The 25,949-nt window shown below is 65.4% G+C and carries 18 protein-coding genes; 6 read left to right on the top strand and 12 right to left on the bottom strand.

Annotated features, from left to right (window positions below):
• Positions 1-166 precede the first annotated feature (166 nt).
• The 3 genes from ABFD92_09055 to ABFD92_09045 all read left to right on the top strand — a co-directional run bounded on the left by ABFD92_09055 (position 167) and on the right by ABFD92_09045 (position 2,851).
• Positions 167-436 carry a hypothetical protein gene (locus ABFD92_09055; GenBank protein MEN6504673.1) on the top strand — a complete coding sequence of 90 codons (270 nt, stop codon included), beginning with the start codon at positions 167-169 and terminating at the stop codon, positions 434-436.
• Positions 437-445: 9 nt separating this feature from the next.
• Entirely contained in the window at positions 446-877 is a 432-nt protein-coding gene (locus ABFD92_09050; protein ID MEN6504672.1) for a sulfatase-like hydrolase/transferase, read from the top strand.
• A gap of 96 nt (positions 878-973) precedes the next feature.
• Entirely contained in the window at positions 974-2,851 is a 1,878-nt protein-coding gene (locus tag ABFD92_09045; protein MEN6504671.1) for an arylsulfatase, read from the top strand.
• 6 nt (positions 2,852-2,857) lie between these two features.
• On the opposite strand, the gene ABFD92_09040 is transcribed toward ABFD92_09045, so the two are convergent.
• Complete coding sequence (locus tag ABFD92_09040; protein MEN6504670.1) at positions 2,858-4,396, bottom strand: sialate O-acetylesterase; 1,539 nt, start codon at positions 4,394-4,396, stop codon at positions 2,858-2,860.
• Positions 4,397-4,466: 70 nt separating this feature from the next.
• Positions 4,467-6,323 carry a WG repeat-containing protein gene (locus ABFD92_09035; GenBank protein MEN6504669.1) on the bottom strand — a complete coding sequence of 619 codons (1,857 nt, stop codon included), beginning with the start codon at positions 6,321-6,323 and terminating at the stop codon, positions 4,467-4,469.
• A 97-nt stretch (positions 6,324-6,420) separates the two neighbouring features.
• Between ABFD92_09035 and dinB the strand changes: the two genes are divergently transcribed.
• A complete protein-coding gene (dinB, locus tag ABFD92_09030) occupies positions 6,421-7,596 on the top strand; it encodes a DNA polymerase IV (protein ID MEN6504668.1) in 1,176 nt (391 codons plus the stop codon).
• Positions 7,593-8,804, top strand: coding sequence for a methyltransferase domain-containing protein (locus tag ABFD92_09025; protein ID MEN6504667.1), 1,212 nt, complete (start codon positions 7,593-7,595; stop codon positions 8,802-8,804). Before dinB ends, ABFD92_09025 begins: the two co-directional genes overlap by 4 nt.
• Positions 8,805-9,004: 200 nt before the next feature.
• Here ABFD92_09025 and ABFD92_09020 read toward each other — a convergent pair whose 3' ends face one another.
• From ABFD92_09020 to ABFD92_08985, 8 genes are all read right to left on the bottom strand, one after another.
• Positions 9,005-11,377: a DEAD/DEAH box helicase gene (locus ABFD92_09020; protein ID MEN6504666.1), complete on the bottom strand. Its 2,373-nt coding sequence runs from the start codon at positions 11,375-11,377 to the stop codon at positions 9,005-9,007.
• Positions 11,378-11,380: 3 nt separating this feature from the next.
• Entirely contained in the window at positions 11,381-14,185 is a 2,805-nt protein-coding gene (locus ABFD92_09015) for a DEAD/DEAH box helicase (GenBank protein MEN6504665.1), read from the bottom strand.
• An 88-nt stretch (positions 14,186-14,273) separates the two neighbouring features.
• On the bottom strand, positions 14,274-15,155 hold the full coding sequence (locus ABFD92_09010; GenBank protein ID MEN6504664.1) for a ribonuclease H-like domain-containing protein: 882 nt from the start codon (positions 15,153-15,155) through the stop codon (positions 14,274-14,276).
• Between the two features lie 57 nt (positions 15,156-15,212).
• The gene (locus tag ABFD92_09005; protein ID MEN6504663.1) at positions 15,213-17,426 is read right to left on the bottom strand and encodes a tetratricopeptide repeat protein; all 2,214 of its coding nucleotides are present in this window, start codon (positions 17,424-17,426) and stop codon (positions 15,213-15,215) included.
• 19 nt (positions 17,427-17,445) lie between these two features.
• The gene (locus ABFD92_09000) at positions 17,446-19,374 is read right to left on the bottom strand and encodes a glycosyltransferase family 39 protein (GenBank protein MEN6504662.1); all 1,929 of its coding nucleotides are present in this window, start codon (positions 19,372-19,374) and stop codon (positions 17,446-17,448) included.
• A 3-nt stretch (positions 19,375-19,377) separates the two neighbouring features.
• Entirely contained in the window at positions 19,378-21,465 is a 2,088-nt protein-coding gene (locus ABFD92_08995) for a tetratricopeptide repeat protein (GenBank protein MEN6504661.1), read from the bottom strand.
• A 291-nt stretch (positions 21,466-21,756) separates the two neighbouring features.
• Complete coding sequence (locus ABFD92_08990) at positions 21,757-22,677, bottom strand: glycosyltransferase family 2 protein (GenBank protein ID MEN6504660.1); 921 nt, start codon at positions 22,675-22,677, stop codon at positions 21,757-21,759.
• A gap of 1 nt (position 22,678) precedes the next feature.
• On the bottom strand, positions 22,679-23,719 hold the full coding sequence (locus tag ABFD92_08985; protein ID MEN6504659.1) for a radical SAM protein: 1,041 nt from the start codon (positions 23,717-23,719) through the stop codon (positions 22,679-22,681).
• Positions 23,720-23,979: 260 nt separating this feature from the next.
• Between ABFD92_08985 and ABFD92_08980 the strand changes: the two genes are divergently transcribed.
• Positions 23,980-24,717 carry an ankyrin repeat domain-containing protein gene (locus tag ABFD92_08980; protein MEN6504658.1) on the top strand — a complete coding sequence of 246 codons (738 nt, stop codon included), beginning with the start codon at positions 23,980-23,982 and terminating at the stop codon, positions 24,715-24,717.
• 18 nt (positions 24,718-24,735) lie between these two features.
• On the opposite strand, the gene ABFD92_08975 is transcribed toward ABFD92_08980, so the two are convergent.
• A complete protein-coding gene (locus ABFD92_08975) occupies positions 24,736-25,503 on the bottom strand; it encodes an ankyrin repeat domain-containing protein (protein ID MEN6504657.1) in 768 nt (255 codons plus the stop codon).
• A gap of 15 nt (positions 25,504-25,518) precedes the next feature.
• The coding region (locus tag ABFD92_08970; GenBank protein ID MEN6504656.1) for a hypothetical protein at positions 25,519-25,949 on the bottom strand (431 nt) is incomplete at its 5' end.

Genomic DNA, 25,949 nt, shown 5'->3' with positions numbered 1-25,949 from the left:
TCTCGCCCGCGCGTCTGTGTGGCATGGGCGTCTCGCCCATGCTCCCCGAAGAAATCATGCCGCGGCACGGCTGGCAAAGTGTACCCAAACACATTCCTCCGCACCAGTGGCCGGCCATAGCCACCAGTGCTGGCCCAGACGGGTGGGGGCAGCCTATAATCCCGGCATGCTTACCGCCTATCCCATCGGCATGACGCTCTACAAGCCCGAGCGCTGCTGCAACGGGTACACGCTGATCTGCTCGTCGCAGGAGCGGCGGGCGTTTGAAGTGACGCCCGAGAAGGAAATCGTTTGGGAGCACGTCGGCAACGCCAGCCGCTCATACCGCTATCCCTACGACTTCTGCCCGCCCGCCGCGGCCCTGGGCCGCCCAAAGGAAATTCCCGTCACGCCGCCGACGGAACTGCGCATCGCGCCCGACGCACCGCTGGAGTAGGCCGCCGCCATGAAAACAAAGCCCAACATTCTCGTGATCGTCAGCGACCATCACCACTGGCGGATGGCGGGATATCTCGGCCATCCGCACGTGCGGACGCCGGCGCTGGACGCTCTGGCCGCGGGCGGGGCGGTCTTCACCAACGCCTACTGCAACAGCCCGGTCTGCGGACCGGCGCGAAGCTGCTACATGTCGGGCAAGTACAACTTCGAGATCGGCCACTGGGCCAACGGCGTGCCCGTGCCGGCAGACCTGCGCACCTGGGCGCAGCGCCTGGCCGAGGCCGGCGTCGTCTCGACGCTGCTGGGCAAGATCGACTTTCCCGGAAAGCTCGAAGGCGCGGGCTTTGCCGACTATCGCCTCAGTTGCCGCCGCGGCGGCCTGATTACCACCGACGGCCGAGACCTGACAGCCGACAAGGCCGCGTACGGCTATGAGTAGAGTTGTGAGTGGTGAGTGGTGAGAGAAGATCGGGGCAGTGAGCGATAGACGTCCAACGGCCGCGGAGTTGTTAAATTGGGAATTGGAAATCGCAAATTGGAAATTGAAAGACCGAACGTCGTGCTGGTGATCACCGACGACCAGGGCTACGGCGACCTGGGCTGCCACGGCAATCCCATCATCCGCACCCCGCACATGGACGCCCTGCATGGCCAGAGCGTGCGGCTGAGGCAGTTCCACGTCGGGCCAACGTGCGCCCCGACGCGGGCGGGGCTGATGACCGGGCGCTACTGCAACTGCACGGGCGTCTGGCACACCATCGCCGGATGGTCGATGCTGCGGGCCGGCGAGGTTACGCTGGCCGAGGTGCTGCGCGGGGCCGGCTACCGCACGGGCCTGTTCGGCAAGTGGCACCCGGGCGACAACTACCCCTTCCGCCCGCACGACCGCGGGTTCGATGAGGCGCTCTACCACCGCGGCGGCGGCATCAGCCAGGCTCCGGACTGGTGGCGCAACGACTACTTCGACGACACGTACTACCGCAACGGCACGCCCGAACCCCACGAGGGCTACTGCACCGACGTGTGGTTCCGCGAGGGCACGGCGTTCATCGAGCGTTGCTGTGGCATGGGCCAGACGGGTGCCACGCACAACTCCGTTGTGCGTGTCCCTGATCGTCCGGGTCCGGGGAGCACGGGCGGGACGCCCGTGCCACAGGGGAGCATGGGCGAGACGCCCATGCCACAAAACCAGCCGTTCTTCTGCTATATCGCAACCAACGCCCCGCATGGCCCGCTGAACGTTCCGCCGCGGTACATCGAGCCCTACCGGGGCAAAGTGCCCGACCACCGAGCGCGCTTCTACGCGATGATCGAGAATATCGACGAAAACCTTGGCCGCCTGCGAACGCGCCTGGACGAACTGGGCCTGAGTGAAAACACGATCTTTATCTTCATGACCGACAACGGCACGGCCGACGGGTGTGACCTGGACGCCCAGAGCTTCGTCACCGGCGGGTATAATGCCGGCATGCGCGGGGTCAAGGGCTCGGAGTACGACGGCGGGCACCGCACGCCGCTGTTTGTGCGTTGGCCGGCCGGCGGGTTGACCGGCGGGCGCGACGTGACGCGCCTGACGGCCAACATCGACGTCTTGCCGACGCTGGCCGAACTGTGCGGCGGGCGGGCTCCCGATGGCGTTTACGGCAAAAGCATCGTGCCGCTGCTGCGTGGTGACGAGAGCAATTGGCCCGACCGTGTGATCGTGACCGACTCGCAGCGCGTCGAGACGCCGCAGAAATGGCGCAAGAGCGCCACGATGACCGACCGGTGGCGGCTGGTCAACGGCGTCGATCTCTACGACATCCAGGCTGACCCCGGTCAGCGGCGCGACGTGGCGGGCGAGCATCCCGACGTTGTCGCGCGCCTGCGCGGCGAATATGAGAAATGGTGGCAGATCGTCTCGGAGAAGTTCAACGACGAACCGGCGATCGTCCTGGGCACGGCCCACGAGCCGGTGGCCCGCCTGTCCAGTCACGACTGGCACACGCCCGAGGGCTTCTGCCCCTGGAACCAGGGCGACGTGCGACACCCGCAGAAACTATGGAAAGGCTACTGGGCCGTGGATGTCGCCGCGGCAGGCCGCTATGAGTTCGAACTGTGCCGCTGGCCGCACGAAGTGCCCTCGAGCATCACCCAGGGCATTGCCGACGACGCCGAAGAGCCCCTGCCCGAGGGCATCCAGCCCGGCGCCGAAGGCTGGTACGTCGGCGGTGAGGCGATGCGCGTCCGCTCGGCGACGATCGAGATCGCCGGCCAGGTAGAAACCGCCCCCGTCGCCCCCGAGTCGTGCGGGGCCGTCTTTACCCTCGACCTGCCCGCCGGCCGATCGTCCCTCTGGGCCACCTTCACTGACGCCCATGGGCAGCAGTTCGGGGCCTTCTACGTCTACGTCCGGCGCGTGGAGGCACTTTAAGCGCAATCACCGGCTCGTGCGGAACGTGCATGCCGGAAGGCCAGCGCTGTTGACCAGGTTCGGCTGGGCCATTTCATGCCAGGCGAATCGCACGTCGGCGGGTTGTGGCACCTTGTCGGACCAAACCACGACGCGGTCCTTGCCGTCGATCTTTGCCTGGGCTGGGACGAACTTCATGTCCGCGCCGGCGATCTCGAAGCACGTCAGGTCTTTTGTGGCATGGGTGTCCCCAGTAGCACGGGCATCTTGCCCGTGAGTCGCATGGGCGTCCCGCCCATGCTCTTTGGGCTGTACGGGCGAGACGCCTGCGCTACGAATCTGCAAGCCATCGCCAACGTGGTCGAACGTGATGGCCGCCCGGCCGCCTTCGATCCGCATCGACTTGAACGTCGGTCCGCTATAGACCACCTTGCGGCCGTACGTCTTCGCCAGCGCCCACAGCGCCAATCGCTGCCCGACGGGCTTCTTTAATGGCGGGTGGATGTTCTTGACGGCCCCGACATCGGTGATGACGGCCATGCCCGTGTGCGGGATCTTCATCGCCTCGGTCTGGGCCTCCCAGATTTTCGGCAGGGAGTATTCGGTCATTCCGGGCATGGCCTTGAAGACCACCGAGTAGTAGAACGGCGAAAGCTGCACCCAGTAGAAGGGCATGTCCGGTTGGCCCCAGGCGCCGCGCCACCCGGCGATCAGGGCCTTCATCTTTTCATAGTAGAGCATGCCGTCGTCGTTCATGACGTCGGCCTCGCCCTGGTACCAGATCGCCCCGCGGACGGCGAAGTGGCGCAGCGGGTGGACCATCGCGTTGTAAACCACGCACGGGTCGTTCTGCGAGGGCTTGGTCGTCGGCTGCGACGCCGGGGCCGGTGCGGAGACCTTCTTGTAAACATCCGCCAGCGCGGGCACGTTCTTGAAGCCCTCGGGCGGCGTCCAAGGCATGATGAACGTTCCGCCCCAGGATGTCTGGATGAACCCCACCGGCACCTTCAACTCCTTCTGGAGCGAATCGGCGAAGTGATACGCCACGGCCGAGAAGTTCGGCAGCGATGTCTCCGAACACTCCTGCCAGACATTGTTGATGTCGTCTTGCGGCGTAAACGCCGCAATGCTGCGCAGGCGCAGCAAACGGATCTGCTTGTTGCCGCCGGCGGCGGGGATGTCCCTGCCGTCGTCGGAGAACTTCAGCGGCCATGCCATGTTCGACTGCCCCGACCCGATCCACACCTCGCCGACGAGGACGTCTCTGATCTCAGATTTGAAATTGGAAATCGCAGATGAAACTACCAGGGTGCGCCCGTCGCTGCTGGCGGTCATCGGGTCCAGCGTCACGATCCAAGCACCGTCTGCCCCGGCCGCTACAGTCTTCGTCTGGCCGGCAAAGGCGACCGTGACTTTTTCCCCCGGCGCCGCCCATCCCCAGATCTTCACCGGCACCTCGCGCTGGAGCACCATGTGGTCGCTGAGAAAATGCGGCAGGCGCACCTGGGCTTGACAGACGGATGCGGCCACGGCCAGTGCGAGAGCGGTCGTTAAAAGTGATCTCATTGCGATCCTTCCTGTAGTGAGAGCGTCTGACTATATCAGACGGCGCCATAGCGGCAAACGCATGATTTCTCTACTTGACGGCGGGTTGCGACTGCGGCGCCTTTGCCGGCCGGGGCGGGCGGATGTTCGCCAGTGCTTCTATGAACGGATTGTTGCCGCAGAACTCCGAACTCCTCTTGCGCGCCTGCTCGATGGCAGGAATAGCCTCTGCTGCCGCCGGCCCCATCTTGCCCAGCGCCTTTGCCGCTTCGATGCGGATACCCTCATGCGGGCCCTTCACGAATCCGATCAAGGCGGGAATGACAGCCGAGTCTGCCGGGCCGATGTCCCCCAGCACATTGATAGCGCGGGAGGTTGTCACTTCGTCACTGCCTTTGGCTGCGACGAGAACCCGCTTGACGGACGGCTGACCGATCCGGGCCAGCAGCACGGCCGCCCCGCTGCTCATCGTTTCATCGGCATCCCCAAGCCAGGCTGCCAGAGGATCGACCGCCGGTGAGCCGGGATTGCCGATTGCCACCAAGGCGCTCATTGCCGCGTTCTTGACCAGCCGACTGGGATCGGACAGCGCTGCCGTCAGCGGCTGGCAGGCCGTCTTGGCCCGCGGACCGGCCAGTCCCAGGAGTTCCGCCGCATCGCTGCGGGTGTATTCAACGGGCGATCGGAGCTGCTCTATGAGCCTGCCAATCTCGGCGTCATCAGGCGGGGCAAGATGGCGCGGGAAAACAGTCTTGCCCGATGTGTCGATGTACGTTGTATCGTTCACCAGAGCGATGCCGTCTTTGAAATCCCGCGCCTCCTTGAAGTCGCCCGGAAACGCCCGCTTGCCTGTGGTATCTATGTAGTACCATCCGTGATTGTAGTCATCACGGACCCGCGCCCGCCCGCAGTGAAAGCTGGCAGCCTCCTGGAATCTTGGCTCGATTGACATGCGGCCCTGTCGGTTGACGTACCCGGCCTTTTTGTCCACGGCCACAACAGCAAGCCCTTCGCTGAATCCGCCTTCGTCAAACCCGGCCAACTGATACGTGGCAGCAGCAAACTGCGGGGGGATCACAAACCTGCCGGTCTTATCAATGAACCCAGCTTTCTTGCGGGTTGTCACTTCGGCCAAACCTTCTGAGAAAGCCCAAGCCGCATCAAACTGTGGGGCGATTACAAAAGTGTTCTTCTTGTCGATGAATCCGTATTTCCCTTGCTGGCATGCTGCCGCCAAACCTTCGGAAAACCGGCTGCAGTGGGTATACACGCAGGGGATGACCTCTTTGCCGGTGATGTCGATGAATCCTTCTCCGGACTCCAGGTGCGTGCCGCCCCGGCCCTGGTTGATCCCGCGAGTGATCTTGGCCAGCCCTTCCGAGAAGGGGCTTGCGTATGCCAGATCGGGCAAGTGAACCCATTTGCCCTTCAAATTGATGTATCCGTGGGATACCCGGTAGAAGAGGAAAGCACCAACTGTTCGCTCCACCATGACAATGTTATTACCTATCCTTTGCCCCACGCCTGGGTAGTCGCAGAGGAAAGGCCCCATGACAATCTTGCCTTGGGCATCGATCATGAAACAACAATGGGTATTGTGCATATTATCCCACGACTGCACATCCCTACCGCGAGCAAAGAATCGGCCGTCATCGCCCATTCCAACTGCCTGGTAGAACATATAAACGGAAGCTACACCCACGCCATCGACAAACTCTGTCGCATCATCCAGAATTGGCGGGACCACAATACGGCCGCTTCGGTCTATATAGCCCCAATGGCTGTCGTAGGATGACCCTGCTCGAAAAGGATACAGCGTCCCGCGCACCGGTTCGCGGTAGCACGGGCTGTCGCCCACGATGGGAACTGGCCCGCACCCGCCGATGCAGCAGATCGCCACGAGGCCGCAGGCCATGATGCTTTGGAGACGCTGTCTTGAAATGCACATGATCTCGCTCCCGTGTCGCCCCAGACGCTGGCATTGTGTGAAATCATCATAACGTTCCCCGCGTTATCTTCAATCCCGGCCATGGTATCCTGTCTGTATGGACCGGCGGATTATTCATGTGGACATGGACGAGTTTTTCGCGGCCGTCGAGAAGCTCGACCATCCGGAGCTGCGGGGCAAGTGCCTGCTTATCGGGGGCGACCCCAAGGCCCGCGGCGTCGTCAGCACGGCCAGCTATGAGGCCCGCGAGTACGGCTGCCACTCGGCCATGCCGATGGCGCAGGCGGTGCGGCTATGCCCGCACGCGATCGTGTTGCCCGGCAACATGTCTCGCTACGCTGAGATCAGCGAGCAGCTTGGCGAGATCTTCCTGCGCTTCACGCCGCTGGTCGAGCCGATCAGCATCGACGAGGCATTCCTGGACGTCACCGGCAGCCGCCGGCTGCTCGGGGCGGCTGAAGACATCGGCTGGGCGATCAAGCGCACCATCGCCGACGAACTGCATCTGACCGCCAGCGTCGGCGTGGCGCCCAACAAGTTCCTGGCCAAACTTGCCAGCGACCTGCACAAGCCCGACGGCTTCACCGTCATCACCGAGACCAACATTCACCAGACGCTCGACCCGCTGCCAGTCCGCAAGCTCTGGGGCGTCGGACCGGCGCTGGAGGGCGAGTTGCTGCGGCGGCTGAACATCAAGACGATCGGCCAACTGCGACTCATCGACACGGAGCTGCTCGTGCAGCACTTCGGCCAGGGCGGGTGCGAGCTGCAGGAGCTGGCGGCAGGCGTCGACGACCGCCCCGTCACGCCCGACAGCGCGGCCAAAAGCATCTCCCAGGAAGTCACCTTCGCCCAGGACCTGTCCGACCGGGCCGAGATGCGAAGCGTCACGCTGGCCCACGTCGAAACCGTCGCCCGCCGCCTGCGGCGCAGCGGAATGCTGGCTCGCACAGTCACTCTCAAGCTGCGCTACGGCGACTTCACCACGCTCACACGACGCCTGACGATGGATGAACCCACCGACGTGACGGCCGAGATCCGTGCGACAGCGACTAAGCTTCTCGATGCCTGGGCAGCGAAGGACTTTCGCCCGCTGCGCCTGCTGGGGATGGGCGTGGCGGGCCTGTCGCCCAAGGCCGGCAGCCAGCAGAAGCTTTTCGTCGAGCCGCAGCGCGAGAAACAGTCCAAGGTGGACCTGGCACTGGATACGATTGCCCGGCGATTCGGCAGCGGCGCCCTGCGCCGCGGACCCAAGGCGAGGGACGACGAATGAGCCTGGACCTGGAACAACTGCGGTTTCTCGCGACCCCGCTGGGGCGCGAACTGCTCGCACTGGACCTGCCCGGTGATGAACTAGCCGCCCAGCGCGCCTTGCGCAAACGGTGCGACGCGCGCGAGGCGGTGGCCGTCGTCGTGCTCAAAGCACTCCGCCGCCGCGCGCGGGCATCAGGCAAGTTCCCGCCCGAACTGGCGGACAACCTGCTGGCCACCGACACGCTGCTGCAACAGGCATCGAGCGGACGGCTGGCGCTCATCGCGGGCGAGTCGCCCATCGTGGACCTGTGCTGCGGCATCGGCGGCGACGCCATCGGCATGGCGAAGGCCGGCGCGAGGGTTGTCGGATATGACCGCAGTGACGTGGCGATCTTGTGTGCCCAATCCAACGCCGCTGCCGCCGGCGTGGGCGAGCGCTGCACGTTCCATCGCGATGACGTGGTGAGCATAGAGATCGATCCGGCATCGGTGGTGCATCTGGACCCGGACCGCCGCGCGGCGGGGCGCCGCGCGGTTCAGATGGAAGATTACGATCCGCCGCCGGCGTTTCTGCGCAGGCTCGTCGAGACGACGCGGGCGGGGGCGATCAAGCTCTCGCCGATGCTCGAGTGGCAGGCGCTGGGGTTCTGGAAAGGCGCGAGCCTCGAGTACGTCAGCGAGGGCGGGACGTGCAGGCAGCTTGTCCTCTGGTGGGGCGAGGCGGCGCGGGAGCATCTGGTATCGGCGACGGTCGTTCACGGAAAAGACGCCAAGCCACAAGCGGCGACCATCGGTGCCAGCGAGGCTCCGAAGCGGATCGCTGCGATTGGCGAGTTCCTGGTCGAACCTGACGCCGCCGTCATCGCCGCTGACGCGGTGGACACGCTGGCGCAGCAGCACGGATTGTGGCGCATCGATCATCGCGTGGTGTGGTTGTTCGGCGACCGCCCCGCCGAGACGCCGCTGGCGAGAAGCTATCGCATCCTGCAGGAAGCGCCCGGGCGGCGCGAGGATGTGAAGAAAGCGATCAACGCCCTGGGTGGCGGGCTGGTGGTGATCAAGCCCCGCGGCCTGCACGTCGACACCGACCGCATGCAGAAAACCCTCCGCGGCAAAGGCGACCGCCCGCTGGTGGTCTTCTGGTACCGCCTCGGCGATCAGCAGAAAGTCCTCATCGGCGAGGAGCTCACCGCAGAGATCGCGGAGAACACACAGCAGAAGAAATGATGGAAGATTCGAATGACGAGAAGGCCAACCCGGTGCCGTGGCGGGAGGGCGAAGCCCGACAGCCACGACAGTCACAACTTTATCGCAATAACTTACTGCACGTTTCGGGGATCGTGGCTCTCCGGGCCTTCGGCCCTGCGCGCCACGGCACCCGGTCCTGCTGGCGGCCTTCAATCCTCATCCCCCACTCCCCGTCCCCCTCATCTTTCTTCCTCTGCGATCTCTGCGATCTCTGCGGTGAACTCTCCCAGCATGACCTCCAGCAGCAACTTGGCGGCGGCCTTATTGGGGATGCGGCCGCGGGTGGAGCTGTCCAGGTCGCTGGCGGCGAAGGGCGGCACGGCTGAGCCGACGCACGAGGGGCAGCCGTCGGGGCAGGAGCAGTTCTTGATCACGGCGTAACACGTCTGCATGATCTGGTCGATCGATTCGAGGCACTTTTTGGCAAATCCCATCCCGCCGGGGTAGCGGTCGTGTACGAACAGGGCCTCACAGCCCAGCGGTGCGCTGTCGGCGACGGCGCCGATGTCGGTGGTGTCGCACATGACGAAGATCGGCGCGACCTCGACCAGCACGTTGGCGATGCCGATCAGGGCCTCGCCGGGCACCATGCCTGCCTGCTGAAGCGCCTGCAGCGCGGCCGGCGAGGGGCAGACCCACATCGCGACGGTTTCGAGCGTCTGGGGCGGCAGTTCAAGCTGCTCGAAGCCCAGGCTGTCGCGCGACTGGAAGCGGATCTTCTTGAACATCGGAATCGTCGTCGTGACCGTCACGTCGCCGTAGCCTTTCTTGCCCCCGCCACACCACGGCTCCTGAAGCTCGACCTCGTCGATGCGGATCTGCGAGGCTGTCACGGCCTGCGTGTAGTAGTCCAGCTCGCGCTTCTCCACGCGGGCGATCTTCTGCTCGATGTCCAGTTCGTTGACGAAGTACGTCTCGGCCGCGTGCAAGTACACCGCGTGGTCGTGCAGTTGGCTCAGGGCGCTGATCTCGTCGAGCGTGCCGATGACGCGCCCCTCGGGCTCGACCTGGATCGTGTACACGCAGCCGGAAATGTTCCGAAGGTTCGTTTGCGCGGCGGGGTAGTCGGTGCTGGCCCAGTACCAGCGGCCGTCGATGTGCTTGAGCTGGCCCTGCTCTTCCAGCAGCTCCAGGATCACCTGCGAGTACGGGCCGAAGCGTTCGATCTGATCGTCGGGGATGGGCAGTTCGAAGGCGGCGCATTTAAGGTGGTCGATGGTGATATGCGGGTTGTCGGCGTCGATGACGGCCTGCTCGGGGCTTTTGCGGAAGATGTAATCGCTGTGCATCATCAGGTACTGATCGACGGGGGCGTTGTGGGCCACCAGGAAGATCAGCGACTCGTCGCTGCCGCGCCCCGCGCGTCCGGCCTGCTGCCAGAGGCTTGCGATGGTGCCGGGGTAGCCCGAGAGAATGCACGCGTCGAGGCTGCCGATGTCGATCCCCAGTTCGAGGGCGTTGGTGCTGGCCACGCCCAGGATCTCGCGGGAGACGAGCTTGCGCTCGATCTCGCGTCGCTCCTCGGGCAGGTAGCCGCCGCGGTAGGCGTGGACGGCCTTGGCCAGGCGCGGGCTGCGGCCGCGGAGAAGGTCGCGGCAGTTCTTGAAGATCAGCTCGGTCTGCAGGCGCGTGCGGGCGAAGGTGATGGTCTGCACGCCATGGCTGACCAGTGCGGTCATAAGGTGGACGGCTTCCCACAGCGGGCTCTTGCGGTCGCCGCCGACGCGCCAACTGTCGGCTTGGCCGCGGGCGGCGGTCTCCAGCGGCGGCGGGTTCCACAGCACGAATCGCTTGGGCCCGCGCGGGGAGCCGTCGCGGTCTACCAGGTCCATCTGCCGTCCGCAGATGCGCCCGGCGTGCTCGGCCGGGTTGGCGATCGTCGCCGAGCAGCAGATGAACTGCGGGCTGGCGCCGTGGTGCTGGCAGATTCGCTGCAGCCGCCGCAGCACGTTGGCCAGGTGCGAGCCGAACACGCCGCGGTACGCGTGTACCTCGTCGAGCACGATGTACTTGAGGTGCGCGAAGAACCGGTTCCACCGCGCGTGATGGGGCAGAATGCCCTGGTGCAGCATGTCGGGGTTGGTCAGCACGATGTTGCCCGAGTCGCGCAGCTTGCGGCGGAGCGTCGCCGGCGTGTCGCCGTCGTATGTACCGCACATCAGCGGCACGCCCCCCTCGCCCTGGAACATCCCCAGCGAGCGGAGCTGGTCCTGCGTCAGGGCCTTGGTGGGGTAGATGTACAGAGCGGTCATCAGCGGGTTTTCGGCGATCGCCTCGACGACCGGGATGTTGTAGCACAGCGTCTTGCCGCTGGCCGTGCCGGTGACGATCACCACGCTGCGACCCTGGCGCACCAGCGAGATCGCCTGCGCCTGGTGAGCGTACAACCGTTCGATGCCCGCGGCTGTCAGCGCCGCCTGCACCGGCGGGGCCAGCCCGCCCGCCACGTCGGCGAACGTCGCCGGCCGCGCGGGCAGAGCCTCGACGTGGGCGATCTGCCAGTCAAAAAACTCCGACTTCTTGAGCCGCTCTATAAAGGTATTGGCGTCCATGGTTCAGCCTTCGTGTTTCTTCCGTCGCGCTCGGGCGGCTAGGGGATTGCCCAGAATGATGGGCTTCTTGGGCGCTGCCGGCGGCGCGGGCGCGGCAGCGGGCAGAATCTGATCGGCCGACTCGGCAACCACGTTGGGCCTGCCGGGGTATCCGGCGGGCGGGTGGTGCGCTTTGATGACCTTCTGCGGCGGCGAGACTTTTGCGGTCATCGCGTCGAGCTGGTCGGTCACGATCTTGTTGGCCAGGCGCTTGCGCAGCTCGCGCGTGAGATCCTTGCGGTGCAGGCTGCGGGCGGCGGTGTCGGCGCCTTTGAGCTTGGCCGCGGGCGTTGGCGCCGGGATCTCTGTCTTGATCACCGGCTCGATGGGGTGGAACATGATGGGCTTGCGCATCTGTTCGAGGCGGCGGCGGAGCATGCGCTCCAGGCGCGTGCGGCGGGCCTCGTCGCTCTCGACCAACTCCTCGACGGCCGGGGCATTGAGCGCGCCGCCGGCGAGCGTGCCTTCAAGAATCGCGATGGCCGATCGCTTGGACGGAATGAACGCCTCGTGGCGGTCGTAGTACCACGTGGCGTCCTGGCGGAGGGGCTTGCCCACGCAGCACGGACAACCATCGTCGCAATCGCAGGCCTTGATATTCGCCAGCACGGCCGGCATGAGTTCGCCCAGGCGCTCGAAGGCGGTCTGCGTGAACCCCAGCCCGCGCGGGTATCGTTCGTAAATGAAGATGCTGTTCCATGGGGCGTTGACGGCCCCGATCGAGTGCGAGAAGTCCAGCGTGTCGCATGTGACCAGCAGCGGCAGCAGCATGCGCGTGGCATAGCCGATGCCCATCAGCCCGCTGTGGTCGATCCCGCGGGCGAGCACGTCGGCCATCAACGGCTCCGGCGGCACGAGCCACAAGGCGGTGGTCTCCAGGGTGAAGGTCGGCAGGTCGAGCGGGTGCGTCGAGACGGCATCGAGGGTGTAAAAGTGTACTTTGTCGTAGGCGTACGTGTTGAAGTAGGCCGTGACCTCGCCCCAGAACGCCCTGCCGCCGCCGAAGGGCTTTTCGCGCATCGGCTGATCGACATGATGCACGTCCGTGCCGCCGTGGGGGTCGGTGTAGTAGTCGACCTCGACGGCCTTGACGGTCGCGACGTTGCGGTCGAGGTCCAGGTCGGTCACGCGGTACGTCTGGCCCAGGTGCATGTAGATCGCCCCGGGGTGGAGGATCGGCGGGGCGTCGAAGCGGTTGACCTCACCCATCGCGGCGCCTGTGTCGGCGTCCTGGATCAGCACGTTGGCGTCGACGCAGTCGCGCAGCGAAATCTCGTGCTGGGGCGTTTCGCCGGCGGCGTGATACCAGCGTCCGTCGATGCGACGCACCTTGGCGTTTTCAGCCAGCACCGACAGCGCCAGGTCCGCATCGGGCCCGAAGCGCTGCGAGTCTTCCAGCGGAAGCTCATGCACGGCGCAGCGCAGGTGCCCGGTGACGATGAACGGATTGTCCGGATCGATCACGGCCTCTTCGACCGCCCGGCCGAAGAGGTACTCGGGATGACCCAGGATGTACTGATTGACCGAGGTATCCAGGCCGACCAGGATGATCAGCGTGTCGCGCCCGTCGCGCCCGGCACGGCCGGTCTGCTGGAAGAAGCTCACGCGCGTGCCGGGGTAGCCGACGATGATGGCGGCTTCAAGGCTGCCCACGTCGATGCCCAGCTCGAGGGCCCGCGTGGCCGAGACGCCCAGCAACTCGCCGGCGAAGAGGCGTTTCTCAATCTCGCGGCGCTGGCTGGGTTCGTACCCGCCGCGATACGGCGTAACCTTCTTCACCAGCGCCGGATCGCTCGCGTGCAGGTTTTCGCAGACGTAGCGGTGGATCATCTCGGCGGTCATCTTGGCCTTGGAGAACGTGATGGTTCCGTGGCCGCGGCGGATGAGTTCGGCCATGAGGCTGTGCGCCTCGACGTTGGCGCTGCGGCGGCTGCGCCAGGGCGTGTCGCGCAGGCGCGGCGGATTCCAGAACACGTACGTGCGCTGCCCGCGCGGCGAGCCGTCGTTGTCGGCGAGCTCGAACGGCCGACCGGTGAGGCGTTGGGCGAGCTCGAGCGGATTAGCCACCGTGGCCGAGCACGCGACCATCTGCGGACTGCTGCCATAGTGCCCGCACACGCGGTGGAAGCGACGCATCAGGTTGGCGACGTTCGAGCCCAGCAGACCGGTGTAGACGTGCAGCTCGTCCAGCACCACCAGGCGCAGGTTCGACAGGAACCGCTGCCAGCGCCCGTGCTGGGGCATGATGGCCGCGTGCAGCATGTCAGGGTTGGTGAGGATGACGCTCGCGCCGTCGCGCAGGCGGCGGCGGAGCGACGCGGGGGTATCGCCGTCGTATACGCCGGCCAAGGCGCCGATGCCCGCGCCGGTCATGGCCGCGTTGAGCGAGCGGAGCTGGTCCTGCGCCAGGGCCTTGGTCGGAAACAGCAGCAGGGCGGTGGCCTGCGGATCGGCCAGCAGCGACGCCAGCAGCGGGAGCTGATAGCAGAGGCTCTTGCCCCCGGCCGTGGCGGAAACCACAACTACATTATGTCCTTCCGCGAGCTTGTCAATCGCCGCGGCCTGGTGGCTGTAGAGCCGCTCGATGCCGCGGGCCTGGAGCATGTCGGCAAGCTCCGGCGGCAGCGGCCGCGATGGCTGGGCGTAGACCGCGGCGCGCGGCTCGACCGTGCGGACGTACGCGATCTGGTCGGCGTAGTCTTTGCCGCGGCGAAGGTCATCAAGAAACGCATCGACGTTCATGTTTTGTGGCATGGGCGTCTCGCCCATGCTCCCTGACTTCTGACTTCACGTTCAGGGACACGCACAACGGAGTTGTGCGTGGCACCCGGTCTCGCCCCACACCACGGGCGAGAACTCATGGGCGAGATGCCCGTGCTACTGGCAGGCGCGTCAGGATGTCGGCCAGCGTGATCAGGTCCAGGCGGTTGTGTTTGACGCACAGGGCCATCTCGGCGCCGTTGCCGGTGCGGACGAACGCGTGGTACGCCTCGGGGATGCGCGAGCCATCGATGTCGTCTTCGCGGGCGCCGCGGCGGCAGATATACGTTTCGAGCGTCTGCAGGCGGCAGTTGGGCAGCGCGGCGCCCCAGATGCGACGGCTGGTGTGCAGCAGGTCGCAGTGGGGCATTTGCAGTCGGCAGGAGACGGCCGTCGCCGCGGCGCGGGTGTGGACGAACGGCACGTCGAAGCTCTTGCCGTTGAACGACACGAGCAGCCGCCGCGAGGGCAGCTCATCGGCCAGCAGCGAGAGGATTGCCCGCTCCTGCGAATAGTCCCGGGCAAAATACTGCCGCACGACCAGCGAGTCGTCCTCAAACACCATCACGCCGATCAGAAAAACCGGCGTCGAGTGCAGCCCGGTGGTCTCGAGGTCCAGAAAGAGCACGTCCTCGGGCCTGACCGGGCCCAGCCCCTTCAGATGATTCCACCCATGCCAACTCGCATCGGCCAGCGAATTCTTGAACGCCGTGCAGAGCCGGTCCCAGCCGCCGCTCATGTCGGCCAGGCGATTCTCGATCAGAAGCGTCGCACCACCGCGCGGGGCCTGCACCTCGACGGCGCCGGTGGCCTCGACCAGATCCACGCGGCAGCCGGCCGCGGCGCGAATGTCGGCCAGGGCCTGCGACGGACGCGGCGAAAATAGCGGCGCCGCCGGGGCCGCTCGGCCGAGACGCTTGATCAACCCTTGGCGCACGTCCTGCGCGCGGGGGCGGCTGGTTCCATCCGTTTCGTTCATGAGGGCGTCCTGAAGCACAAATCCTAGAGAACCTGTCGGCCGGATTCAATGAAAAGTTCAGGGTTTGTTTGGTACCCTCGGAGGCCCCGCGCGATATGCCTCCAGGCGCCGGGCGATCTGCCTGGCCAAGTCGTCCTTTCCGGAATCCTTCGCCAGGGTCATCGCCTTTTCTGCCATTGCGGCAGCGGCGACAAAATCGCCCGCTCCCGCATGGGCGATCGCCAGGGCGTCGGCACATTCGGCGACGCGCCAACCGCTTAGCTCGCACGCACGCTGCAGCGGTTCGATCACCTGGAGAAATTGCCCGGTCTTGTTGAGTGCCAGCCCCAGGCCATAGCTTGCCTGCACGTAATCGGGTCGCAGGCGCAGCGCCTGGCGATAGTGCTCGACGGCCTCGCTGCTCTTGTTGATGCTGGCCAGCGCGACGGCGAGATTGTTGTGTGCCTCAGGCAGCGCGCCATCGATCGTCAGCGCCTGGCGGTACTGCTCGATGGCGTCAGCGGCGCGTCCGACGGCCATCAGGGCGGCGCCAAGATTCACGCGGATGTCCGCCACGTGCGGCCAGGCCTTCAGCGCCTGATGATAATGCGTGATGGCCTCGGGATTGTTGCCTCCGGCCGCCAGGGCATTGCCCAGCGCCAGGTGGGCTTGGGGGTAATCGGCCTGCAGTTCCAGCGCGCGGCGAAGGGGGGCGATGGCCTCGTCGCAGCGTCCCGCACCCGCCAAGGCCATGCCCAGATTGGCGGCGATTTCGGCCGAATCGTTGGAGGCCTTAAAGACGGCGCTAAGATGGTCGACGGCCTCGCCGGGGCGCCCGGCGGCCAACAGGGCCGTGCCCAGATTATTTCTCGCCTCGATGAGTTGGGGGTTCAATCGGACCGCGCGATCGAACTGTTCCATCGCTTCAGACGCGTCCCCCGTCCGCGAGAGCACCACGCCCAGACCGTTGCATGCGTCGGCGCTGGTGGGGTCGGTTCGCAGGGCGCGCTCGAAGCAATCGCGAGCGATCTTGAGGTTGCCTCGCGTCTGCAGCAGCATGCGGCCCAGCGACAGGTTGGCCAGCAGGTCGTTGGGGCGCAGGCGCAGCGCGGCTTCGTACTGCGCCATGGCGGCGGCAGCCTCGCCGCGGTTCTGCCAGATCTCTCCCGCCAGCGTCATCGCCGCCACACGGTCCCATCCCTGCATCGCTCCACTTTTGGCCACGGCCGCGGCGCCGGTCATCTGGCTGGCGGCGTACCGTGAGGCCGGTTGCGTCTGGGCGGCTGCGGAGGCCAGACGATCTATGTGGAACTTAATGGCATCTGCAGCCAGATGACAGCCGGTCTCGTTGGGGTGCAGCGTGTCGCCGTTGGTAAAGGCTTTGCGAGGGTTCTTGTTCCCGCGATTGTAGAAGGTTGAAAGGCGAAGCGTCGGGATCTCCCTCTGGGCCGCCATGACTTCGACGGCCGGCGTTTCCGTGCCGGGCAGACACGCACGGTCAATGACGCGATCGTCAAGAAATGTCGGCCAGATTGCGATCAGCGGCTGGAAGTTGTGCTTCTGTGCCAGGGCCTTCAGACGTTCCAGGCCGCGCTGGACGTTATCGTCGCCGATGGCGGTTTGGTTCCACTGCGTCGGGTCGGCGTCTTGCCCATAATGAAAGATACCGGTCTTGAGGCACAAGATTCGAAACAGATCGCTGTTGCGAAAGAGCCAATCAACCGCAGCCGGCCTCTGCCGAGCGGCCAGGGCAATGTCGGCGTTGAAGTTTCGAAAGTCGTTGTCGACGAACACCAGCACCACCACGTCGGGCTTGAACTGCAGGGCTTTGCTTTCCAGCAGTTCGACCTCGGCCAGCGTGCAGTAGCCGCGCACGCCGAAGTTCAGGATCTCGGTCTTGCTCTTGTCATAGCGCTTCTGCAGGTGCCAGGCGATCAGGTTCTCCCACTTCGTCTCGAGCGTAATTCCTTCGACGACGGAGTCGCCCAGGATCACGATGCGGCGCACGCCGGCGGGCTTTTCAATCGTGTGCTCGACGTCGCGCTGGCCGACGGAATTGACGCCGGGGCGGTTGGGGACCAACTCATATCCGAGGATCGGATTGTCGCAAAGACGGTAAGGGCTGTCGGCGTTGCTGACATCGATGCCGGCCACCGGAGGGGCTGAGCCGGCGATGCGGGTGATCACCTCGCCGGCTACAATCGCTACCGCAACGCTCAACAGCAGTGCCGCTATCTTGAAGGCGACCTGCCTGAGGCGTCGGCGGCGGGGCTTGCTGGCTTGGGATTCCATGCCCTGAGTATATCCTGTGTCAGAACGCTTGTCGCAGGCGGATGGTGTACGCCCCGCCCGGGGCTGGGACGTTCTCGAAAATAATGTCCGGTTTGAACGCGGCGGCCGGCGGGCGCTTTGCGAGAACGCCCGAGACGTTCACGACCTCGACGTGGCGAATCTCGATTGTCGGCGAACTGCCGCCCAGCAGCACCCAGATCGGATACTCGATGTTGTCGCCGCCAAGCACCAGGCCGATCTTGTTGAATCGCCGCAGGGGCAGCTCCCGCAGCAGGCCGCGATAGATCGCCTCTTGCTGCGGACCGGCAGCCGCAAAGTACAGTTCGTCGCGTGGGGTGTTGAAGATGTTCCGCTGGCCCAGCATCGGGCGATTCGCCGCCCACAGCAGTGCTGGAGCTGCCGCTACCAGCAGCAGAGCCACGATCGCGCCGCCGATCCATCGGCCAGCCAGATGCTCCAGCACCACCGCCGTCAGCGCCGAGCCCAGCACCAGCAGTGGCAGGTGCAGCCGCGTGTGCCATGGCTGCCACTTGAGAAAGAAGCAGAAGAGCAAGAGACCGCCGGCGATGGCGGCCCCATAGAGCAGCAACCGTCGCCTCTGAGGCAGGCGAACGAATATCAGGCTGAAACCCGCCGCTGCAAACAGGAGCAGATGAAGAGGGTTTGCAGCAAAGTTTTCGTCATTCCACAAGTGGCCATAGACCTCGAATCGCTGGCGGCGACCGAAGTCGGCGTATGTGGTTTGCGGGTCGTCGGGATCGACGCCGATGGCGTTGAGCGCGCCGCGCGCAGCGGAAGCGACCGCCCGGTCGGCCGCGCTGCTTTCGCGCAGGCCCTGCGGATGGTTGATCGGCAGTGCAAGTTCCATCGCGAGGTTCCGCAGCACGTTGGCCGCCAGCACCCGCGGACCGTGGGCCTGGTTGTCCAGCCGGTTGCCCGCGGACATATCCTGATGCGGCCCGGCCAGCCCCCAGCCCAGCGGCGTGTGGTACAGATCGAGATTGCGGCAGTAGAAACCCGCATTGATGGCCAGCACGATCGCCCCTGCGGCGGCAAGTGCGGGGACGGCCGCAAGGCGGTGCCGACGCAACTGGGACGCCACGAGCCAGAGGACAAACGGCGCCGCCAGCAGATAGGCCGTTCCCTTGGTCAGCACGGCCAGCCCCATCGCGCCGCCGGCGGCTAGAACGTACATCCACCGCTGGCGCCCCTGAGCCCGCGCGGCAGAGAGGGTAAACGAGGCCAGACACACCAGCCACAGCGCCAGGACGTAATCATTCTGCGTGGTCGAGGCCTGCAGCACGCCCATGGGGATGGCCGCGCAGATCCCCGCGGCCAGAAACTGTCCGACGCGGCCGGCGCCGAGTTGGGCGGCGATGAGCGAGATGCCCGTCAGACATCCGGCCATCGCCAGCCACTGCACGCAGTTGGCGAATCGGTCGCCGCCGGAGGCGATCTGCAGGTGGGCGATGGCGTACTCGGCCAGCGGCGGCATGTGCAATTGCCGCAGAATGTGCGTGGGGTAGTATGCCACGCTGCCGTCCTGCACCCAATGGGCCACCCGGGCCATGTGGTACGTCATCGAATCGTAGTTATTAGGCGGGCACAGCAGGGCCGTCACCAGCGACCCGCCGATGATGAACGCCCCCGGCAGCAGCAGCCATGCCGCAGGGCCCAGTGTGCCTGAAACGTCGATTGCTTCGGGGGCTCGGGCGGGCCGGGGCAGGGCGGCGGCGAGAATCACAATGGCAGCCGTCAGACCCAGCCACGCTGCGCAGAGTGGCCCGAACGCCAGGGCGTGCAGCAGGCTCAGCGTCTCGGTGACGCCGACGAGCATGACGCCCCAGGTCGTGGCGGCCATCAGCACTGCGCGGCGCAGCGGCCAGCCGCGCCTCTTATAGACGATCAGCAGCACGCACAGTGGGATGAGCGGGATGAAGAAGAACATGGTCTAAGTGTTTCCCGGCCGCGACGCGGGCTGGCTGGTGGCGGCCCGGCGATATTGTTCGAGTTGTTGGCGGAGCTGCGGGATCAGTTCCGCGCGTCCCTGCAGTTGGGCGGCTTCGAGCGCCCGCTGGGCCTCTTCGGTTGCCAGGACGTATTGGCCGGCGGCGGCATAGGCCTGCGCGAGCCCGTCGAGGCAGTGCGCCGGCGGCATGGGTGTCCGGCAGGCCTGCTGCAGGTGTTCGAGCGCCTCGGCGACCTGGTTTCCCTTGAGCAGGGCCATCCCGAGATTGTAGCGGGCCTGGGGAAACCATGGCGCCAAGGCCGCGGCACGGCGATAGTGCGCCATGGCTTCGTCAACGCGTCCGGCGGCCTGCAGGGCCGAGCCCAGGGCGTTCTCGAGCGCAGGGTCGCCGCTGTTTGTCGTCAGGGCCTGGCTGTACAACGTGACAGCCTCGGCGACGCTCTGGGGTTTTCCGTCGATCATCAGCGCATCGGCGAGATTTGTTTGTGCGGCTGTATAGACGGGTTTGCGTTTGAGCGCCTCGCGGAAGCACTGCAGGGCTTCGCCCGGGCGCCCGGTCAGCAGCAGCGCGTGCCCGAGGTTATTGTGGGCTTCGGCCAGGTCGCCGTTCCACATCAATGCCTGGCGATATTGCTCGATGGCCTGGTCGTGTTGATTATTGGCCAGGAGCAGATTGGCCAGGTTGACGTGCAGCTTGGCCGAATCGCTCTCGAGATCGCTGGCGATCTGAGCGTGGTGCAAGGCGCGTTTCAGGTTGTTGACGGCGAGCAATTCGGCCGAGAGCATGCTGTGAGCGCGGGAGTTCCTGGGGCACTTGGTCACGGTGTCGGACCAGATCGTCACACCGGAGCGGAAGTCGTGATTGCGAGCGACGGTCAGAGCGCCCAGCATCGCCACGACAAGAGCGGCGGCGGCAGCGGGCCATTTCCATGCGCCCGGGCGGCGAGTGCGGAGGGTCCAGAGTCGCCACGCGCCGAGGACCGCCAGCGTCACGACGGCGGCCAGAGCCAGGTACATGCGTTTCTGCGCGATGGTGTGCGTGACCAGCGGCACGATGCTGGAGCTGGGGATCAGCGCCAGAAAGAAGAACACGCCCAGGAAGCCCGCCCCCTTGCGCCGAGCCAGGGCCCAGACGGAAAGCCCCAGCAGCGCCGCCAGGAGCAGAGCGCATGGGATGACGGCCCACGGGTTGGTGATGATGACTTTTCCATAGTCGAGGACCAGCGGCCAGGGCCAGAACGCCAGGGCCAGGTACCTCGCGACAGCGACGCATTGCGTGCACGCGTATTGCCAGACCGTCACGCCATGCCCAAAGCCGACGGCGGGGTTGAACGCGCCGGTCGGCAGGGCACGGGCGGCCACGATGGCCCACCCCGCCGCCAAGGCGAGGTACAGGCCCCATCGCCGGCGGAGCATGTCCTTGGATGAGGAATAGACAAAGACACGATCGAACAGAACCACCGCCAGCGGAGCGGTGATCATGATTTCCTTAGAGCCCATGCCCAGCCAGCAGGCCGCTGCGGCCAGAATGGCCATCGTCCAGATTGCAGGTTTGCTCTCGGCGGTGGCGGCGCGCAGCGACAGGTACATCGTCAGCAGATAAAACAGCGAGACCAGCGACTCGGTGCGGTTGGTGACGACGGTGACGGCTTCGGTGGCGGCGGGGTGGACCAGCCAGATCAGCGCAATCGTGCCAGCCAGCGGCGCTGCGACGCTCCCGAAGCGATGGCGCAGCGGTTCGAGTTCAAGCGTGCGCCGCATCAGGCCCAGGAGCGTCAGGCCCGCCAGGATGTGGATGAGCAGATTGACAATGTGGTAGCCGCGGACGTCGGTGTCGCCGACGGCGAAGTTGACGGCGAATGTGAAGTTGGCGACCGGCCGGTTCTGCATGGGCGAGTCGTACGGCGGATGCAGCCAGCCCGGCGGCCAGAGGTGGTGGATGGTGGGATTGGTGACGACGCCTTCGATGTCGTCGAAGATGAATGGGGCCTGGATGGTGTTTTGGTATGAAGCGACGGCCATCACGACGATGGCCGCGGCGAAGACCAGAATCTGGGATCGCGTTGACACGGTCTTGGGAGACTTGATGCGCCCGCGCTGTTGCTTCATGGCATTAAGAATAGCACACGGTCTGATGGTGACCAAGTGAAACCAGCGTCAGGGGGTACCCCCTCAGTTATGGGGGGAAAGTCGCGGCGGAGGCACTAAATGAAGAAGTAATTCGTTTTCTTGAATTACTTCTTCATTTAGGGCTGTTTCCACCTGTCGGCGCAAGTATTCATCAAAGCCAAACAACGGCTTTGATAAATACTTGGTGCCTCCGCCGCGACTTTCCCCCCCCCCCGTGACTGAGGCATTAGGTCAGGGGCGGCGCGTGCCGGTCCACACGCCGGCGGCGTAGGCGAGGCGGCCTAGAAGGATTTGCGGGAGGCACATCAGAACCGTCAGCGGTTTGGCGTGCAGCCATGCGGCGGCGATCAGCGCCGTGTAGCCCATCACGATCAGCGGCAGCGTGAAGAGCAGTTTCACGCGGCTGCGGGGGAAGAGAAACGAATACTTCAGCGACGCCAACCGCCCGCGCACGTGCGGGGCATGGCGTCCCCATCGGTACATGTGGCGCAGGTATGCCCCGGCGGTGCGGCGATCGTGGTGATAGACCCTCGCCTCAGGGACAAACGCCAGCGTCAGCCCTTCGCGGCGCAGGTCGTGGCAGAAGAGCACGTCCTCGCCGGAGTGTTCCAGGCCGCCGGCCCAATGCACGTGGCAGCCTCGCACGAGGTCTTTCTTGATGCAGAAATTGAGGGAAGGCAGATACTCCGGGGGGGCCTTGCACCTTGCGGCGGGGTGGCAGTTGAACCAACTGCTGAGATGATCGACCGTCTGCCAGCTCAGGATTTTGAACGGCGCTGCGGGCAGCACGCTGCCGCCGGTGGCGGCGACGCCGGGATTCGCCCGGTGATACCGCAGGTGCCGCTGGAGCAGATCGGGCGCGGCGCGGGTGTCGCTGTCAAGAAACAGGACCAGTTCGCCACGGGCCTCTGCTGTGCCCGCCTCGCGCGCCGCCCCGGGTCCGCGGCCGTGTTGGCGGCTGATCGCGACGCGGGGGTAGCGCTGGGCGACCCCGCACGTACCGTCGGCCGAGCCGTCGTCCAGCAGCAGTATTTCGTACTGGTCGCGGCTGAGCGTCTGGTCCTGGAGGCTTTCCAGAAGGGCTGGCAGGGTGGCGGCGGCGTTCAGGCACGGAATGACGACCGACAGGCTCAGGCCGGGCGCGTCAGGCATGTCAGCGCCTCTCCGCCCGGCCGTCGGGCACGCGCTGGCAGATCAGCGGCCAGAAGCTTCGCAGGCGCATCAGGACGTTGTCGAGCATGGCGCAGTTGTGGGTGCAGCAGCACCCGCCGGCGCGGATCATGCCGACCTGTCGGCGCAAGGCTTCGCCCGAAAGAATCTCCGCCCAGGACTGCGTGGCGATCGTGCCGACGCTGGGGAGCATCTCACAACTGCTGACGCTGCCGTCGCCGAGCACGGCCAGGTGCGCCCGCCCGGCCAGGCAGGGGATTACCTGCCGCTGCTGCTGGAGCGTCTCGACGCTCAGCTTCCAGAGATAGCGGTGGTAGTTGCGCAGGAGGCCGGCGGTCAGCGGCCTCTGGCCGTAGTCGTACGTGCCGAGGATTTCGAACACGCCGCCGGCCAACTCCCGCACTTGCGCCAGGTCAGGCAGGGCGAACATCGGGTCATCGGCGTGGCCGCGATGGAAACTGATGGAGTGGAAGTCCGGATTGCGGCGGCGCACTTCGCGCATCAGCGGGATGATTTCGCCGGCGTTGCGGCGCATCAGCACCGTGTTGATGCGGAGGCTGACGCCCAGCTCGCGCAGGGCGTCGAACGTCTTCCACGCCTGCCGCCAGACGCCCGGGCGGCCTCGGATTTCATCGTGCGTGGCCTCCAGGCCGTCGATGCTGATAGACATCGTCAACCGCGCCTTGGTGCGGCGGCGGATCTGCCGCGCCGATTCGACGATCGCGTCAGTGTTCAAGCCGTTGGTGGGAATGTGCAGGACGTGGCAGTTGAACGGCGCCACGATCTCGGGCAGGTCCTCCCTCAGGAACGGTTCGCCGCCGCCGATGTCGAGCCAGAAGAAGCTGCCCACCTCGCGCGCCAGGCGGCGGTAGCGCTCCAGGGGCAGATCGGCGCTGGGGGCGAAGTCCACAAAGCAATGGGCGCAGCGAAGATTGCACCGGCCGGTGACATGAAGGACCAGATGCTCCATGCGGCCCAGCAGATGGTAGCGGGCCAGATGGCTCAGATGCGCCAGGGCGGACATGGAACGATCCTATCACGTTTTGCCGTCATATTCAGGCCTTTCGATAAGTGAAGTATTTCGTGCCAGTAGTCAGCGGCGGTGTTGTCTTGTATAATAGTAGAAGAAGATTTGCCCCCCCGTACCGGTCGATAAGCACTGCCAGCCTAACGGGCTCTTGAGCCCACTGCGAGAGGACGATGAACAGGACGGCACAAAGTTCCCGCACATGGATTCGCGTTTTCACCGGCATGGTTCTGGCGGTTGTGGGTTCTGGAGTCATCATGAACCTCGGCGGCTGCCGCGGATGCGCCCCGACGGCGCCGCCCAACCCGCTCGACGACTCGTACAAGGCGAAGGTGAAGACCCCGCCGCCTCCGACGCCGGAAGCGATTCTCCGCAGCGACAACGATCAGACGGCCGCCCGGCGCCTGGCGGCGCTGATCGACGGCGGGGCCGATCCCAACGGCGGCGAAGAGGCCAAGCGGACCGGTCCGCCGCTGATATCGGCCGCCCGCATGGCCAAACCCGCCTCGGTGCAGACGCTGATCGCCAAGGGCGCCGACGTCAACGCCAAGGGGCGGCAGGGCACGACGGCGCTGCATGAGGCCGCCTTGGGCGGATCGAAGGAAGTGGTGGAGGATCTGATCAAGGCCGGGGCGAAGATTGACACCCAGGACAACTTCGGTCAGGCGCCGATCCACCAGGCGATCCGCGGCTCCAAGCCGGAGATCGTCGAAATGCTGATCGCCAAGGGCGCCAACGTCAACGCCAGGACCAAGCACGGCACAACGCCGATCTACGAGGCGTATAATCAGAGCAACTATGAACTGATCGAACTGCTGGTCAAGCACGGCGCCGACATCGATGCGGAGTGCCAGGGTATGACGCCGCTGGCGTCGTCGATACTGCAGGAAGAGCACGAAATGGAAGCATTTCTGCGGCGGCTGGGCGCCAAGAAAGCCGTAGCTCCTGGCAAGCGGGCGGTGAACCCTGCCTTGGTGGACGCGCCGCGGCGATAACCGGCGGCGAGCGTCGCCTCAGCGTAATCCCTTGGGCTTGAGGAAATCCGCTGCGGTGGCCCGGGCGCCTTTCTTTCGCAGCAGTTGAACAATCGCATCGTGCCCGGTCAGAAAAGCGACCCGGATGGGGCGGATCCCGTCGGCCGAGGCGATATTGGCGTCGGCGCCGTGATCCATAAGCCATTCCACCATTTCGCCTTGTCCGCCGTTGGCGGCCGTGAAAAGAGGCGTCATGCCTCCCTGGTCCTGGGCATTGATGTTGGCGCCGCGATCTACCAGCGCCTTGGCCAGTTCGATATTGCCCTGAGCGGCAACCGAATGCAGAGCGGTCCTGCCGTTAGCGCTTTGATGATTCACATTGGCGCCGGCCTGGGCAAGGGCGACAGTCACCTGCGCGTGCCCGCGCGCCGCGGCGACGATCAGCGGCGTTTCGCCGGCGGAGTCGGGCTTGTTGACATCGGCCCCTTTCTGAATCAGGAGGCTGACGGCTGGGGCGCTATTCGTGCGGGCGGCCCAGTAGAGCGGCGAGCCTTCCTTTTTGCCTCGCTCGCCGCCTTCGACGTCGAATCCCGGCGCATCGGCGAGCTTGGACAGGCGCGTCAGGTCCAGTCGCCCCCGGGGCGACTGGCGGATGATCTGGATCACGTCCGTCGTCGGCGGCGGGGGCGGAGGCTGGTAGAACTTGTCCGGCGCCTTTTCCTGGTACGAGCACCCGCGGCAGCCGGAGAGGTTCGAAACCGCGCTGATCGCCGCCATTCCCAACGCAAGATAGCGCAAGTATGTCATGGTCGCTTCCCGCCGTCAGTTAATGTTGGAGACGACCTCGCAGCGCCTGCCGCGGATCGTGAAGGTCACCTTGATGGCCGTTGGAACCTCGGCGGCCAACTTTGAAGCACTGCTCCAGTTGCTGGTCCACGCCCCGGCGCCGGTACTGGTATTGTAGACGTAAACGGCGGCAGAGAGTTCGGTACACTGGTTGGCCATGAACGCCCACCAGTCGGCGAACTTCTTGGGGGGCAGGGTAATGACCGGGGCCGCCGAGCAGTGGGCGGTATAGATGGCGTCAGTTACTTTGCCGGGGGCAACCTTGATGACGTCATCGCGGGTTTCCTTGGCGCCGGGCACGAGCAACTGCACTCGCCGCCAGAGGGTTCCGTTGGTGTCGGTTCCGTCATAGATGCGCCCATAGTCGATCAGGGCGGCGTTGGCGGAGAAGTAGAGGCTGTAGGCGG

It is taken from the genome of Planctomycetaceae bacterium, assembly GCA_039680605.1.
Classification (GTDB): Bacteria; Planctomycetota; Phycisphaerae; order SM23-33; family SM23-33; genus JAJFUU01.
The sequence above is the reverse complement of the archived record's forward strand: the minus strand, read 5'-3'. Positions and strand labels throughout refer to the sequence as shown.

Bases quoted from the DNA above. Each gene is read 5' to 3' on its own strand.
- ABFD92_09010 (MEN6504664.1), bottom strand. From the start codon at position 15,155: ATGAACGAAACGGATGGAACCAGCCGCCCCCGCGCGCAGGACGTGCGC.
- ABFD92_08980 (MEN6504658.1), top strand. From the start codon at position 23,980: ATGAACCTCGGCGGCTGCCGCGGATGCGCCCCGACGGCGCCGCCCAAC.
- ABFD92_09015 (MEN6504665.1), bottom strand. From the start codon at position 14,185: ATGGGCGAGACGCCCATGCCACAAAACATGAACGTCGATGCGTTTCTT.
- dinB (MEN6504668.1), top strand. From the start codon at position 6,421: ATGGACCGGCGGATTATTCATGTGGACATGGACGAGTTTTTCGCGGCC.
- ABFD92_09035 (MEN6504669.1), bottom strand. From the start codon at position 6,323: ATGTGCATTTCAAGACAGCGTCTCCAAAGCATCATGGCCTGCGGCCTC.
- ABFD92_09000 (MEN6504662.1), bottom strand. From the start codon at position 19,374: ATGTTCTTCTTCATCCCGCTCATCCCACTGTGCGTGCTGCTGATCGTC.
- ABFD92_08985 (MEN6504659.1), bottom strand. From the start codon at position 23,719: ATGTCCGCCCTGGCGCATCTGAGCCATCTGGCCCGCTACCATCTGCTG.
- ABFD92_09005 (MEN6504663.1), bottom strand. From the start codon at position 17,426: ATGGAATCCCAAGCCAGCAAGCCCCGCCGCCGACGCCTCAGGCAGGTC.
- ABFD92_09040 (MEN6504670.1), bottom strand. From the start codon at position 4,396: ATGAGATCACTTTTAACGACCGCTCTCGCACTGGCCGTGGCCGCATCC.
- ABFD92_09020 (MEN6504666.1), bottom strand. From the start codon at position 11,377: ATGGACGCCAATACCTTTATAGAGCGGCTCAAGAAGTCGGAGTTTTTT.
- ABFD92_09050 (MEN6504672.1), top strand. From the start codon at position 446: ATGAAAACAAAGCCCAACATTCTCGTGATCGTCAGCGACCATCACCAC.
- ABFD92_09025 (MEN6504667.1), top strand. From the start codon at position 7,593: ATGAGCCTGGACCTGGAACAACTGCGGTTTCTCGCGACCCCGCTGGGG.
- ABFD92_08990 (MEN6504660.1), bottom strand. From the start codon at position 22,677: ATGCCTGACGCGCCCGGCCTGAGCCTGTCGGTCGTCATTCCGTGCCTG.
- ABFD92_09055 (MEN6504673.1), top strand. From the start codon at position 167: ATGCTTACCGCCTATCCCATCGGCATGACGCTCTACAAGCCCGAGCGC.
- ABFD92_08975 (MEN6504657.1), bottom strand. From the start codon at position 25,503: ATGACATACTTGCGCTATCTTGCGTTGGGAATGGCGGCGATCAGCGCG.